Source organism: Burkholderia sp. MSMB1588, assembly GCF_001546925.1.
Taxonomy (GTDB): domain Bacteria; phylum Pseudomonadota; class Gammaproteobacteria; order Burkholderiales; family Burkholderiaceae; genus Burkholderia; species Burkholderia humptydooensis.
Genome location: NZ_LNJS01000001.1, coordinates 1,247,515 through 1,261,664 on the forward strand (window position 1 = coordinate 1,247,515; position 14,150 = coordinate 1,261,664).

Annotated in this window: 14 protein-coding genes and 2 tRNA genes; 7 read left to right on the forward strand and 9 right to left on the reverse strand. The window is 66.5% G+C overall.

The features are described from left to right. Positions 1–154 precede the first annotated feature (154 nt). Both WS92_RS17420 and WS92_RS17425 read left to right on the forward strand, forming a co-directional pair. Positions 155–1,231 (forward strand): phosphatase PAP2 family protein, encoded by a 1,077-nt coding sequence (locus tag WS92_RS17420; protein ID WP_059929626.1) that lies wholly within the window; start codon positions 155–157, stop codon positions 1,229–1,231. Positions 1,232–1,363: 132 nt separating this feature from the next. Then, on the forward strand, positions 1,364–1,933 hold the full coding sequence (locus WS92_RS17425; protein ID WP_009911939.1) for a hypothetical protein: 570 nt from the start codon (positions 1,364–1,366) through the stop codon (positions 1,931–1,933). Between the two features lie 87 nt (positions 1,934–2,020). Here the strand turns inward: WS92_RS17425 and WS92_RS17430 are convergent, their stop codons facing one another. Both WS92_RS17430 and WS92_RS17435 read right to left on the reverse strand, forming a co-directional pair. Continuing rightward, positions 2,021–2,278 (reverse strand): hypothetical protein, encoded by a 258-nt coding sequence (locus WS92_RS17430; protein ID WP_015601862.1) that lies wholly within the window; start codon positions 2,276–2,278, stop codon positions 2,021–2,023. A 231-nt stretch (positions 2,279–2,509) separates the two neighbouring features. Next, positions 2,510–2,586 (reverse strand) — tRNA-Pro (locus WS92_RS17435). 165 nt (positions 2,587–2,751) lie between these two features. On the opposite strand from WS92_RS17435, the gene sixA reads away from it, so the two are divergent. Beyond that, a complete protein-coding gene (sixA, locus tag WS92_RS17440) occupies positions 2,752–3,210 on the forward strand; it encodes a phosphohistidine phosphatase SixA (protein ID WP_009911942.1) in 459 nt (152 codons plus the stop codon). A gap of 151 nt (positions 3,211–3,361) precedes the next feature. Then, complete coding sequence (locus WS92_RS17445; protein ID WP_006026364.1) at positions 3,362–4,180, forward strand: GNAT family N-acetyltransferase; 819 nt, start codon at positions 3,362–3,364, stop codon at positions 4,178–4,180. 286 nt (positions 4,181–4,466) lie between these two features. Here the strand turns inward: WS92_RS17445 and WS92_RS17450 are convergent, their stop codons facing one another. Next, the gene (locus WS92_RS17450; RefSeq protein ID WP_004191316.1) at positions 4,467–4,637 is read right to left on the reverse strand and encodes a hypothetical protein; all 171 of its coding nucleotides are present in this window, start codon (positions 4,635–4,637) and stop codon (positions 4,467–4,469) included. Between the two features lie 168 nt (positions 4,638–4,805). Here WS92_RS17450 and WS92_RS17455 point away from each other — a divergent pair, with 168 nt between their 5' ends. Further along, complete coding sequence (locus tag WS92_RS17455) at positions 4,806–4,997, forward strand: hypothetical protein (RefSeq protein WP_059929542.1); 192 nt, start codon at positions 4,806–4,808, stop codon at positions 4,995–4,997. A 222-nt stretch (positions 4,998–5,219) separates the two neighbouring features. On the opposite strand, the gene WS92_RS17460 is transcribed toward WS92_RS17455, so the two are convergent. From WS92_RS17460 to WS92_RS17480, 5 genes are all read right to left on the reverse strand, one after another. Continuing rightward, positions 5,220–6,611, reverse strand: coding sequence for an MATE family efflux transporter (locus WS92_RS17460; protein ID WP_015601994.1), 1,392 nt, complete (start codon positions 6,609–6,611; stop codon positions 5,220–5,222). Between the two features lie 7 nt (positions 6,612–6,618). Beyond that, positions 6,619–6,936: a DUF2288 domain-containing protein gene (locus WS92_RS17465; protein WP_059929541.1), complete on the reverse strand. Its 318-nt coding sequence runs from the start codon at positions 6,934–6,936 to the stop codon at positions 6,619–6,621. 194 nt (positions 6,937–7,130) lie between these two features. After that, positions 7,131–8,756 (reverse strand): acyl-CoA synthetase, encoded by a 1,626-nt coding sequence (locus tag WS92_RS17470; protein ID WP_059929538.1) that lies wholly within the window; start codon positions 8,754–8,756, stop codon positions 7,131–7,133. A gap of 352 nt (positions 8,757–9,108) precedes the next feature. Next, a complete protein-coding gene (locus WS92_RS17475) occupies positions 9,109–9,816 on the reverse strand; it encodes a peptidoglycan DD-metalloendopeptidase family protein (protein ID WP_015600304.1) in 708 nt (235 codons plus the stop codon). A 215-nt stretch (positions 9,817–10,031) separates the two neighbouring features. Next, positions 10,032–10,940: an aldose epimerase family protein gene (locus WS92_RS17480; protein ID WP_006026370.1), complete on the reverse strand. Its 909-nt coding sequence runs from the start codon at positions 10,938–10,940 to the stop codon at positions 10,032–10,034. 548 nt (positions 10,941–11,488) lie between these two features. On the opposite strand from WS92_RS17480, the gene WS92_RS17490 reads away from it, so the two are divergent. Both WS92_RS17490 and WS92_RS17495 read left to right on the forward strand, forming a co-directional pair. Next, complete coding sequence (locus tag WS92_RS17490; RefSeq protein WP_006026372.1) at positions 11,489–12,319, forward strand: undecaprenyl-diphosphate phosphatase; 831 nt, start codon at positions 11,489–11,491, stop codon at positions 12,317–12,319. A gap of 165 nt (positions 12,320–12,484) precedes the next feature. Next, positions 12,485–12,561 (forward strand) — tRNA-Arg (locus WS92_RS17495). A gap of 10 nt (positions 12,562–12,571) precedes the next feature. Here WS92_RS17495 and WS92_RS36645 read toward each other — a convergent pair. Beyond that, positions 12,572–13,666: a tyrosine-type recombinase/integrase gene (locus WS92_RS36645; protein WP_059929536.1), complete on the reverse strand. Its 1,095-nt coding sequence runs from the start codon at positions 13,664–13,666 to the stop codon at positions 12,572–12,574. Positions 13,667–14,150 lie beyond the last annotated feature (484 nt).

Genomic DNA, 14,150 nt, shown 5'->3' on the forward strand with positions numbered 1-14,150 from the left:
CATGCGACCGACGATCTATGATGGGCGACGCGCCCGCCTGAGCGGCCGTTTTTCGCCGGCATCGGACCCGCTTCGGGCACGCCGTGCGCGGCGAACCGCTGGAGCCATGCCGGGAGCCGCCGGGCGCGGCCAGCCGCCCGACGAGAGTGAATTCATGACGCATCGCGCAGACACCGCCCCCTTCGACAACTCGCGCCGCCGCACGCTCGCGATGGGCCGCTATGGCGTCGGCGCAGCGTTGTGCGCGGCGGTGGCGCTCGTCGACGCTGTGTGGCTGCGCGCGGGCGGCTACGCGTTGCAAGGGGCCGGCGCCGCCGTGGCCGCGCGGGCGATTGCCGTCTGCGCGGCGTTCTCGCTCGTATTGGGCGGCGTCGCACGCGTGCCGCGCTACGCGGACGTCGCAGCGCGTTTTCGCTATCGCGAGGCCGCCCGAACGTTCGCGTGGCTCGCACTCCTTGCCGCGTTCGTCGCGGCGGCGGGCATCCTGTCCTACCTGTGCGTGACCTTGCGGCCACCGCTGATCGACGGCACGCTGATCCGCCTCGACGCCCGTCTCGGCTTCGACTGGCCCGCCGTCTATGAGCGGATTCGCGCGCATCCGGCGCTGCGGCGCGCGCTCGCGTTCGCGTACGACAGCGCGCAGTGGCAATTGATCGGGATAGCGATCTGGCTGGGCTTGACGAGACGCGACGCCGAGCTGTCGGAGTTCGTCACGCTCTTCATGCTGACGAGCATGGTGGTGCTGCTGATTTCGACGCCGTTTCCGGCGGCGAGCGCGTTCCTGCATTTCCGGGTGATCGATCCGGTCGCGCTGTCGGGCGTGAGCGATTTCGTGCGATTGCGCGACGGAACGCTGCGCGTCATCGATCTGGCCGCACTGCAGGGCATGGTGTCGCTGCCGTCGTTTCACACGGTGCTCGGCGTGCTGTTCGCATATGCGCTGCGGCGCGTGCGCGTGGTCGCGCCGTTCGCGCTGTTTCTCAACGGCGGGATGATCGCGTCGACGCCGACGCAGGGCGGTCATTATCTCGTCGACGTGCTGGCCGGATTGCTCGTCGCGCTCGCGGCGATCGCCGCGCTCCGCTACGCGGCCGACGCACGCGCGAGCGCCGCTGCCGCTGCCATGTTCCGCGGCTTGCGGCGGCGGCCGATGGCCGGACTGGCGGCGGATGGCGATCCGACGCTCGCACGACGCGCCGCGCGCGCCTCCCGGTCGCGCGGCGACGCGTGAGCCGTGAGCAGCCCGCGAGCGGCGGGATTCCATTGCGTTTGCCGGATTCGCTTGCTATCACAGATGACGGCGGACGTTCTCATCGCGCGACGTTCGCCCGCCGTCCACGAACAACGACCAGGAGGACACGCAATGGCCAGCCCGATTGCCCACAAGATCATGATCATCCGGCATGCGGAGAAACCGACCGGCGACGGCGCGCCATACGGCGTGAACGCAAAGGGCGAGCAGGACGTCGAGGCGCTCACCGTGCCCGGTTGGCAACGCGCGGGCGCGCTCGCGGTGTTGTTTGCGCCGAGCCGCGGCCCGCTGCAGCACGCCGATCTCGCGACGCCCGACTGGCTGTTCGCGGCGGCGGTCGCGAAGCATGCGAAGAGCAAGCGTCCGATCGACACGATCACGCCGCTCGCGCACAAGCTCGGGCTCGCGATCAGCGATGCCTATACGAAAGGTCAGGAAAAGGACTTGGCGCAGGCGGCCGTCGCGAGCAGCGGATGCGTGCTGATCGCGTGGCAGCACGAGGACATTCCGGCGATCGCTGACGCGCTTCCACTCGGCAAGCAGACGGTGCCGCAGACATGGCCCGACGATCGCTTCGATCTCGTCTGGGTGTTCGATCTCGACGCCGCGAGCGGCACGTATCGGTTCGGCCAGGTGCCGCAGATGCTGTTGAAGGGGGATCGCAACAGCGTGATCGAGTGACCGACGAGGACATTCGATGTGCCGTTTCATGTCTGATAAGCTGCACGAGACGCTTTCGCTATTCGCCCGCGAGCCGCATCCGGCGTTTCATGCCAGCGCGTCGTCGCTTTCTCGATGCGGGTTCCTCGCTTCGAGTCGATCGACGCGAGCCAGGAGTTCGCTCATCCGGCGTTCTAGCGCGCGGTCTTCGTCAAGGCGTCCCCGGATCGTATTGAGCCTGAGCCGCCAGTATGCGGGATCGCACACCACCGTGTTGTTGGCGAATTCCTTTCTCGTTTTCTCGAGGAGCCCGATCGCTGCCTCGATATGCGCCAATTCACGCGCTACATGGCAATGCCAGCTCATTCCTGTGTTCTCCCTTCGTGCTCGCCTTAATGTTGGCGTATTGCATTGCGGGGGAAATTGACTTGACTCAGAAACTGGCGATGGAGGCGTCGCGCCGGGCCGAGGCGCGACAAAGCCCGCAGGGCGCGGGCTTTGTCGTGGCTGACGAGGCGTCTTGATTGGACGCCGGCCGGGCTTTTTTCGTGAAGAAGCTCCGCAGCGGAACCCCGCAGTGGAACCCTTTTCGTATAGTGGTCGGAGCGATAGGATTCGAACCTACGACCCTCTGATCCCAAATCAGATGCGCTACCAGGCTGCGCTACGCTCCGAGGAATCAACAATTGTATCGCTCTTGCCTAAATCGGGTCAATCTCCGCGTGCAATCGTTCGCGCATGCGTGCAGATTGCGCAACAATGGCGAATGTCGCGGCATCTCGACCGCCGTGTCGCGAAGCCGCAGCGTGCGGCTCCGCTCATTCTGGAGGCGTCTCGTGATGAACCTGATTCTCTGGCGACATGCCGAAGCCGAAGACTACGCAAGCACCGACCTCGCGCGCCAATTGACCGCGCGCGGCCGCAAGGACGCGCAGGCCGTCGCGAAGTGGCTGCGCGCGCGCATCGAGCGCCATGCGACGGTGCTCGCGAGCCCCGCCGCGCGCACCGTGCAGACGGCCGAGGCGCTGACCGACCACTATCGGACCGCGAACGAGCTCGCGCCCGGCTGCGATGCCGACGACGTGCTCGCTGCGGCCGGCTGGCCGGACGGGATCGCATCGACGGTCGTCGTCGTCGGGCATCAGCCGACGCTCGGCAGCGTGGCCGCGCACCTGCTCGCCGGCTCGGACGAGAGCTGGAGCGTCAAGAAGGGCGGGCTGCTGTGGCTTTCGAGCCGCGCGCGGGAAGGCAATGGGCAGACCGTGCTGCGCGCGGCCATTTCGCCCGATCTAGTCTGATTGGGTCGCAATCAAACGCCGTTTCCTGCTTTCTGCTAAAGTCAAATCGGCGACACGTCACCGAATGGACACCGTTTTGCCACGTAAGCGTCACGGCCGGTTACTACATTGGCGGGCATGTCGTCTTCTTCCTTACGACCAGGAAAGCCTAATGCGAGAACTGCCGACGCCTACGCTCCCATTTGCCTCGCTACCCCTTGACTTGCCGCGCCGCCGGTTGCCGCGCGCGGCCGAGACGGTCACCGCCGAGTTCCGCTTGCGCGCCGCGTGGGCGCGCACCGAAGACGAGCTGCGCGAAGCGCAGCGGCTGCGCCACAGCGTGTTCGCCGAGGAAATGGGCGCGCACGTGAGCGGCCCGGCGGGCCTCGACGTCGATCCGTTCGACCCGTACTGCGATCACCTGCTCGTGCGCGATCTCGACACGCTGAAGGTCGTCGGCACCTACCGCGTGCTGCCGCCGCATCAGGCGGCGCGTGTCGGCCGCCTGTACGCGGAGGGCGAGTTCGACCTGTCGCGTCTCACGCATCTGCGCTCGAAGATGGTCGAGGTCGGCCGCTCGTGCGTGCATCGCGACTATCGCAGCGGCGCCGTGATCATGGCGCTCTGGGGGGGGCTCGGCACCTACATGCTGCAAAACGGCTACGAGACGATGCTCGGTTGCGCGAGCGTGTCGATGGCCGACGGCGGCCACTATGCGGCGAATCTCTATCAATCGCTTGGCGATGCGCTGACGGCGCCCGAGTATCGCGCGTTTCCGCACACGCCGCTGCCCGTCGACGAGTTGCAGACCGGTGTGAGGGTCGCGCCGCCGCCGCTCATCAAGGGCTACCTGCGGCTCGGCGCGAAGATCTGCGGCGCGCCCGCGTGGGATCCCGACTTCAATTGCGCGGACTTCCTCACGCTGTTCCGCCTGTCGGACATCAACGCCCGTTACGCGCGCCACTTCCTGAACGATCCGCTGCCGCGCTGACGCTGCCCGGCGCGAGCGGAAATCGGTCCGCACGTCAGACGGCACGGCGATTGTATCGATGTGCCGTTTTTTATCGGCAACCGTTCATCGAATCGAAACGACAGCGCGCGCTGCGGTTGCGCGCATTCCGGTGCGCAAACAGCGTCTTTCCCGCCGGCTGCGGGTGAAGATCGGCGGCGATTTCGAACGGGCGCATTCGCACCCCACGCAAGCGGGCCGCGCGTTTTCACGCGCGGCGTCGCGTTTGCGTTCGTCATCCGTGAGACGGCGGAAGTGAGGCGGTCGGTCAGTGCTTGCGCCGCCAGTCGAGCAGGTGATGTTCGGCCATCCAGTGATGGATCATGCCTTCGCCGTTGTGCGCGCGCTTGTATTCGCGCGATTCGTACACCGACAAGCTGACGAGCACCAGCAGCCCGATACCCAGGCCGATCAGGCCCGCAATCGATTCGGCATCCATGGCAGCCCTCCTTTCAAACGGACATAGCGCCACGTCTACATAGTAGGACATGCCGACGCGGACACGAAGGCGCGCGTCGGCATCATCGCGCGCCGATTTCCGGTAGACTCGCCGGGCGCTATCCGGCGAGAACCGGGGCGCGATCGACCGATCATTCCGAGGAAATCCATGACTCGCATTGTCATCGCCGCGCTCGTGGCGGCCGTGCTTGCCGGTTGCGCGAACGATCCCAGACAGGGCCGCCGCGGCACGCCGCCGCAAGATCCGCCCGACTATCAGGGCGTGCCGACCGACATGACGCCGCCGCCGATGCTCGGCGAGCCCGGCGTGGGCGGAGCCGCTGCGACGCCAGCGAAATAACCGCGATCGCGGCGGCGTACGTGGAGGCAAGCGGAAGGCGCGTTGTGAGCGCGTTTGCCTTCAGCCGGGCGGATGGCATGTGCCCGCCCTTGCCCGTATTCGAGCGTGCCGCGGTGGCGGCGCGATTCGGCTAATAGCGCGTGCCCGCCGCGCGGACCGTCGTCGTCGGCCGATGCGTGACGCGGATTGGCGCCTTTGGGCCGGGCGGGAGCGAGATGCGCGTCAGCCGGCGGTGCGCGCTGCCGGCGTCGCGTCTTGCGCGATGGCTCGCTCGAGCCCCGGCAGATGGCGCGCAAGGGTCGCGCCGCGCGCGGCCATGAACACGAGCAATGCGATCCAGAGCCCGTGATTGCCGAACGGGCCGACCAGCGCGAGCGTTGCAGCGACGAACAGCGCGAACGATGTCGCCATCGCCCGCATCAGCGCGCGCGTGTGCGTCGCGCCGATGAACACGCCGTCCAGCATGAAGCCCCAGACGGAAATCACCGGAGAGAGCGCGGCCCACGGGAGATAGCGCTCGGCGACGCTGCGGACGGATGGTTGATCGGTGAGCTGCGCGACGATCCAGTTGCCTGCGCCCCAATAGGCGAGCGCGAACGCGAGCGCGCCGATTCCCGCCCAGAAGAACGTCGTGCGCAGCGCTTGCCGGAAGGCATCGCGATTGCGCGCGCCGGCCGCTGCGCCGACGAGTGCCTCCGCCGCATGCGCAAAGCCGTCGAGCGCATACGCCATGAAGGTCTGGAAATTGAGGAGCAGCGCGTTGGCCGCGAGCGTTGCGTCGCCTTGCCGCGCGCCGAGATGCGCGAACCAGCCGAACGCCGACAGCAGGCACAGCGTGCGGATGAAAATGTCGCGATTGAGGGCGACGAGACGCGCGAGCGCCGCGCGATCGAGGAGCTCGGCGCGACCGACCTTCGCGAGGCCGCGCGGGCTCAGCCAGCGCAGCAGCAGCGCGCTCGCCGCGAAGCCCGCGATGTCGGCCGTCGCGGTCGCGGCGCCGATGCCCGCGACACCCCAATTGAAGCGGTACACATAGAGCAGCACGGCGCCGATGTTGACGACGTTGACGAATATCTGGATCACGAGCGCGAGCCGCACGCGCTGCACGCCGAGCAGATAGCCGAGCACGACGTAGTTCGCGAGCGCGAACGGTGCAGCCCAGATCCGCGCGTGCGCGTATTCGAGCGCGGTCGCGCGCACCGCATCGCTGCCGCCGAGCGCGGCGAATGCGATGCCGAGAAGCGGGGCTTGCAGCGCGAGCGCCGCCGCGCCGAGCGCGAACGCAAGCAGAAGCGCGCGCAGCACGTTGATGCGGATTCCGGCGAGGTCGTTCGCGCCGAACGCCTGCGCGACGAGCCCGGTCGTCCCCATTCGCAGGAAGCCGAAGCCCCAGTACACGAAGTTGAAGAAGAGGCCGCCGAGCGCGACGCCGCCGAGATATTGCGGGCCGTTCAGGTGACCGGCGACGGCGGTGTCGACCGCGCCGAGAATCGGCTGCGTGAGGTTCGCGGCGATGATCGGCAACGCGAGGCCGAGAACGCGCCGATGCCGGTTCGCGGCTTGGCGCGGCTCGGGGTCTTCGCCCGCTTGCGCGGAAGTGGAGGAGGCGTGCATCGCTGCGTTACGCGCGTTCCTGCACGCACACCCACGGCGATACGACGACCGCCCACAGCTCGGGATTGCGCGTCGAGTAATCCTGCGCGGTGCTGGCCTGCATCCGCTCGACATGCCCCGCGGACAGCCAGCGCGTGACCTGCTCCTTGTCGTCACTTGCGATCGCTTCGGCGACGCTCACGAGATCGAGATCGCGCGCGACCGACAGCAGCTTGCCTTGCGCAAAAAAACGCTCGAGATCGCACCAGTCGATCTTCGCGGTTTCGCCGAGCAGGTTCAGATAGAGCGGGCTGGGCGAGTCGGGGGATGGGGTGTTCGAAGACATGGTGTGATGTGACGGAACCGACAGTGAGCGCCACTATAAACCATTCGAACGGCCGGCGAGACTCGGCCGTTCGGACGAGTTTCGCGGCGGGCGGCGGCGTGCGAGGATCAGGGCGTGCGTGTGCCGATGGGGCGTTCGAGCGGCATGCGCGGAGCGCGGCCCGGTCGCTCCGCGCATGTCACGTATCGCACGCGTCACGCGTCGCGCAGTGCGCGGCGGATGATCTTGCCCGTCGCGGTCATCGGCAGGCTGTCGACGAATGCGACCGCGCGCGGATATTCATGCGCGGCAAGCCGTGTCTTCACGTGCGCCTGCAGCTCGCGTGCGAGTGCGTCGTTCGCTTCGTAGCCGGCGTTCAGCACGACGAACGCCTTGACGATTTCGGTGCGGGTCGGGTCCGGCACGCCGACAACGGCTGCCATCCGCACGGCCGGGTGCTTGAGCAGGCAGTCTTCGATCGGCCCCGGGCCGATCCGGTAACCGGCGCTCGTGATCACGTCGTCGTTGCGGCCGACGAAGCGGAAAAAGCCGTCGGCATCGGCAATGCCGACGTCGCCCGTCAGCAGGAAGTCGCCGGCGAATTTCTCGCGCGTCGCATCGGGCTTGTGCCAGTAGCCGATGAACATCACGGGGTCGGGCGCGCGCACGCCGATGTTGCCCGCGACGCCGGGCGGCAGCACGTTGCCGGCATCGTCGACGATCGCGACGCGATGCCCGGGCGCCGCCTTGCCGATCGTGCCCACGCGCGGCTCGAACAGCGCGCCGCACGACGACAGCACGACGTTGCATTCGGTCTGACCGTAGAACTCGTTGATCGTCACGCCGAACGCGTCGCGGCTCCATGCGACGAGCTCGGCGCCGAGCGACTCGCCGCCGCTCGCCACCGATTCGAGCGCGAGCGCATAGCGCTCGCGAGGCTGCGCGACGGCCGCACGCATCAGCTTCAGCGCGGTCGGCGGCAGGAACGCGTGCGTGACGCCGTGCCGCGCGAGCAGCTCGAACGCGGCCGCGCCATCGAATTTCTCGAAGCGTCGCGCGAGTACCGGCACGCCGTGATGCAGCGAGGGCAGCAGTACGTCGAGGAGCCCGCCGATCCACGCCCAGTCGGCGGGCGTCCAGAACAGGCGCGCACGCGCCGGAAACAGGTTCTGCGACATCTCGACGCCCGGCAGATGGCCGAGCAGCACCCGGTGCGCGTGCAGCGCGCCCTTCGGCTTGCCCGTCGTGCCGGACGTATAGATGATGAGCGCCGGGTCGTCGGCCGACGTGTCCGCTGGCTGGAACTTGTCCGATTCGGCCGCGAGCGCCGCTTCGAATGCGAGCACGCCGGGCTCGGCGAGATCGGGCGCGCCGCCGGTGCAGTAGACCGTCGCGAGCGATGGCAGCGACGCATGCAGCGGCGCGATCTTCTCGTAGCCGGCGCGATCGGTGACGACCGCGACGGCGCCGCTGTCGCCGAGGCGGAATTCGAGCGCGTCCGCGCCGAACAGCGTGAAGAGCGGCACCGCGACCGCGCCGAGCTTGTAGGCGGCCAGATGGGCGATCGCCGTTTCCGGGCCTTGCGCGAGCAGGATGCCGATCCGGTCGCCGCGTTTCACGCCTGCGCGCGCGAAGCTGTTCGCGAGCCGATTAGAGCTGCTCCTCAGTTCGTCGAACGTGTAGCGCGCAATGACGCCGTCCGCATGTTCGTGAATCAGCGCGACGCGGCCGCTGCCGTCCGCCCATTTGTCGCATGCGTCGGCGCCGATGTTGTAGCGCGCGGGAATGCGCCATGCGAAGCGGTCGACGAGCTCGGCGTAATGGGCGGCATGGGGCAGCATCGTGCGTCTCCGATCGTTTTTTCGTGCGCCGTTTCGATGCACAGTACACCGAATCGCCGGGCGCACGCTTGCCCGTTAGGGTCGATCCTAGAAGGCGCGTTCATGCGTAAACCACAAATGCTGCGTATGATCGTTTCACCAACGATAGATACGACCATGGACCTGCTTCTGATAGCTACGGGGCTCAGCGTGATAGGGATCGGCGCGCTGGTGGCGTTCGCATGCCACGTCGATCCGCTGTCCGGCCGTTTGCACGGCCGGCTGCGCAAACGCTGATCGTTCTCTTGATCCGATTGCCCGGCTCGCGCCGGAACGCGCACGTCGCGTTGTGCGCGGGGCGCGTCGCGCTGCGTCAGCGCGACGGCAGGTAGCGCGCGGGGTCGATCGAGCGGCCGCCGTAGCGCAGCTCGAAGTGCAGCGCGACGCGATCGTTGTCGGTATCGCCCATCTCCGCGATTTTCTGTCCCTGCGCGACCGTCTGGCCTTCCTTCACGAGCAGCGTGCGGTTGTGCGCGTACGTCGTCAGGAAGTCGGCGTTGTGCTTGACGATCAGCAGGTTGCCGTAGCCGCGCAGGCCGTTGCCCGCGTAGACGACCGTGCCGGCCGCCGCCGCGATGACGGGCGTGCCGGCGGTGTTTGCGATGTCGATGCCCTTCGATTTCGCCCCGTCGAACGAGCGGATCACGTTGCCGGCGGCGGGCCAGACGAGCGAGATGCTCGACGCGGGTTTCACGGAAGGCGCGGGCGACGAGGGCGATGAGGGCGCCGGGCGGCTCGGGCTGCGCGACGCGCCCGTCGTGCCCGTCGCGCCCGACGTCGACGCGGAGCCGGCCGGCGGCGCGACACGCAGCACCTGACCGACTTCGATCGCGTCGGGATTCGTGATCTGGTTCCAGCGGACGATGTTCGCGACCGACTGGCGGTTCGATCGCGCGATCTGGGAGAGCGTGTCGCCGCGCTCGACCCGGTAGAAGCCGGGGCCGACGGGCGCCGAGCCGCACGCGGCGAGCAGCGCGGCTAGCGATGCGACGACGAGCCGTCTCGTTGTTTTCAGCAACATTGAACCTCGCAAGGCGCCGCCGCGGCAGTGCGCGGCGGCGGGTACAAAAACGTCTGATTTTAACGGGTTCGGCGGCGGGCTCGCCGTTTCGGGGCGGCAAGGGCGCCGAACGCGCTTGCCCGGAAGGATGCGTGCGGGTGGAGCGGGGCGGCGCGGCAGCCGCTCGCGCGGGCCGCCGCGCCGCGTCTTGCGGGCAAGCCGACGTCGGGGGCGCGTCAGGCGAGCGGCGTCACGCGGATACGCAGCGCAGCGGTTTCCGTCGCGCCCGGCGCGACGCGCCGCAAGCCGAGGCCGTTGTGAATCGCGTCGGGCAGGCCGAGCCATGGCTCCACGCAATAGAAGTCCGACCCGGGCGCCTCCGTCCAGGTCGTCACCGCGTACCACGGCGCCGAGCCAGGACGGTTCAGGTCGATGTCGATCGCGTGCCGGCGGCCGGGCATCAGTACGCGCACCGGCTCGGCGGGGATGCCGTCGAGGCAGTGGAAGCGGTCGAGGATGGCCGGATCGTCTAGCGTGTAGCGCGACGAGCCAGGCTCGGGCGCGCTGATCGAGCCGTCGTCGAGCTGGCGGCGCCGCTGCGTCGGCGGCAGCTCGAGCACGGTCGACGCACGCTCGGCGTGCGGCAGCGCGAAATAGAAATGGTGTCCCGCGTAGTGCGGCAGTGGCGTGTCGCCGAGATTGGTCGTGGTCAGCGCGACGTCGAGCGTGCGCTCGTCGACGAGCCGGTAGCGCGCGGCGAAGCGGAAATCGAACGGGTAGCCGGCGCGCGTGCGATCGCTGCTGCCGAGCGTCAGCGTGACGCCGCGACCGTCGGCATCCGCTTGCGCATCGAACGGCAGATCGCGCGCGAAGCCGTGCATCGGCAGCTCGCGGACGATGCCCGCGCCGTCGCGCCAGAAGCCGATTCGCCCGTCGGCCCGATGCCGGCCGAGAAACGGGAACAGCAGCGGATTGCCGCCGCGGATCTTCGCGGGATTGGACCAGTCTGCGGCATCGGGCCAGAAGACAATGCTCGCGTCGCCGATACTCCACGACAGCAGCCGGCCGCCCGCTTCGGGTGCGATGCGCGCGAGCGACGCGCCGTCGATGAGCTCGAGGATGTCCTGATTCTGGAAAGAGGGCATGGTGGCAGGCGTCGATGTTCTCCAAGATAGGTCGTCAAGGATAGCGGAATCGCCGTGGCGCGGGGCGTGCGCATCGGTGCGGCAGAGGTGACCCGCGCGCGGCGAATGGAAAGTGCGCATGCGGGAAATCGAGAATGTCAAAAACGGCAAACCGTAAGGACAATGACGCGAACCGGTCATGTTGATAGCGCCGGATCTGTCCCAACAAGGAGCGAACATGGATCTGGCAACTGCGATGGCCCTTACGCTGTTCGGCATGTTTACGGGCAGCACCGTGTTGTTCTTTTACAAAGTCGGCCGCTGATTCGCCGCCTTTCGTCCTGAAAGCACTGTCGCGATGCGCAGCAGTTCACTTTCGTTTTTCTTTCATTTGCATTAAAAGTGTATCTGGCTGTTAGCCAGGTGCCCGATTCGCGCCAAACGCCTTGGCGCGGTCATTCTCGCTCGGCATAATCGGGGCGCGGTTTTTTCGGGCGGCGCGGCCATCTGCGCGACGCCGTTTCCGTCGATTCTCCTCGCTTAACCCTCTCCGATAAAAGGACCGACGCGTGAGCCTCTGGTTTCTGGTATTTCTGAGCGTCCTGCAGGGCGTCACCGAACTCTTTCCCGTCAGCAGCCTGGGGCATACGCTCCTCGTGCCCGCGCTGTTCGGCATGCACATCGACAAGCACGCGCCGCAACTGCTGCCGTTCCTCGTCGCGCTGCACCTCGGCACTGCGTTCGCGCTGCTGTGGTACTTCCGCGAGCGCTGGATCGCGTTGATCGCCGGTTTCTTCGCATCGCTGAACGGGCGCAAGAACGACGAGGGCCATCTGATGTGGGCGCTCATCATCGGCACGATTCCGGCGGGGCTCGTCGGGCTGCTGCTCGAAAAGCGCATCGAGCGCGTGTTTCACGATTTGCGGATCGTCGCGTTCGCGTTGATCGTCAACGGTATCCTGCTGTGGCTCGGCGACCGCATCCAGCGCGCACGCGCGCACCAGCCGCCCGAAAAGCTGACGTTCAAGCAGGCGTTTTTCGTCGGCCTCGCGCAGGTGGGTGCGCTGATTCCGGGGTTTTCGCGCAGCGGCCTGACGATGATCGCCGGCAACGCGGCCGGACTCACTGCGGAAAAGGCGGCGGAATTCTCGTTCCTGCTCGGCACGCCGATCATCTTCGCGGCGGGGCTGCTTGAATTGCCGAAGCTTTTCCATGCGCCCGACCAGCTCGCCGACGCGTTGCTGGGCGGCGTGCTGACGGCGATTGCAGCATATCTGAGCGTGCGTTTCCTGATGCGTTATTTCGAAGGGCGCGGGCGGCTTGCGTCGTTCGGCCTGTACTGCGTGCTCGCGGGGCTGTTCTGTCTCGGCTGGTTCATGTTCCACGCGCAGCCGGTTTGATCTGCAATTGGCGTTTCCGATCGCTTCCGCGAAGCGATCGGGTATAATTACTGGCTCGGTTTTTTGCCGAGTTCGTGGCGGGACGTTTTTCATGGCTGTCTGCGGTCTCCGGCAGCCTCCCGCAGTGTAAAGCGCGGCGCTTGCCGTGATTTTCTTCCTTGGCGACCGCCCTTAGCTCAGTCGGATAGAGCAACGGCCTTCTAAGCCGTAGGTCACACGTTCGAATCGTGTAGGGCGGGCCAGTATAAAGCCTTATGCAGCAAGGCTTTGCGCCGCTTCCGACAGCGGCGCTTTTTGTTTCTCGCCTTCCGACTGTGCCCAAAACGTGACCGTGCCGGCGTGCTGCGCCAGGTGGCTGGGCGCCAGATGTGCATACTTCTGCACCATCGCGATCGTCTCCCATCCGCCCAGTTCCTTTAGCACCATCAGCGGCGTCCCGCGTTGAACATGCCAGCTTGCCCACGTGTGCCGCAGGTCATGCCAGTGGAAGTCCTCCATTCCGGCCGCCTCGCACGCCCGCGCGAAGTCCCGCTTGTCTATCTGCCCGATCAGCTTCGGTGGCCCGTCTCCCCGCGCGAACTCCCGCGTGAACACGAGATCCGTCGCCGTCTTCATGCGCCGCTTGAGCACGCTCATGGCGTCCTGGTTCAACGGCACCGAGCGCGCCCGTCTCGACTTCGCCCCTTCGTGCGTGATCCAAGCATTGCACTGAGCCAGATCGATCTGCGATACCCGCAGACCGAACAACTCAGACTCACGCATGCCAGTCGCCATCGCGACGACCGCGGCATCGCGCATCCATGGGATGCGCAACGCATTGATCATCTTCATGATGACTTCCGGCGGCTCCCAGCGCACGCGCACGTCCGGTTCCTCGAACCGCTGGAGCTTCGGAACTCGATGGATCCACTCCCATTCGACGCACAAATTCAACATGCGTCGAATGGTGTTGATGTATCGATTTCGTGTCCCAGGCTCCAGCGGGCGCGCCGGCTTCCCTTTGATCAGGCGATGCGTGGGTAGAGCATCGAAAATGTCGTCAGCCGTAATGGTTCGGATTGATCGTCCGAGGAACTGCTCTCCCCAGTATGTAACGTGCCGAACCTTGCCGGCATAGTCTCGTTGCCCTTCGCACAGCTTCAAAAACCGCATTGCCGCTTCTTCGAAAATGCGGTCGGGCACCTCACCGAGCTTGTCTTGTCGCCACAGATCGGCTTTCAGCCGGTCGTGGTATTCCTGCGCTGCCCTCCTGTCCGTTGTTTCAGCAGAGCGGCGAATTCTTTCGCCGCTTGGCGCGCGGAGGTCGATAAACCAGACCCCGGAGCCTTTACGTCTACGGATTGACATCCATTTTCTCCACCGACCCGTAGCGATAGCCGGGTCAAATTGTTGCGTTTTTCTCCAAGTCCGGCAAGTCGAGACGGCCAGACGCGCCAGAGGCGTGAGCCGGGAAGGCGAAATCCGATTTGATGTCGCATTGCGAATACCGTGCTGTAGGACAGTTGGAGGCGTTCGGCCACCTGATGAAGCGTGAGCGCGATTTCTTTATTGGCCTCGTTGTCCGAACGGCCAGGCGTTGTCGCGAGATCGTGCATGCTAGGATCCCTTGCAATTCGAATTCAAAAAGTACGGAGGTGGCCATGGAACTGGAGACGATCGCGCTTTGCGCAGAGTGCGTCGACCTGCACGGGAAACCGTCAGTCGTTAAGCCGAAGCACCTCGTAATGGTCGGCGCCGGCGTGTTCCAAGGCGCATGTCGGGAAGAGCACTACGAGTGCTCGACGTGCGGTGCTGCGTTTGCTCGTGTTTTGACGGGCGAGACAGCGTCCCG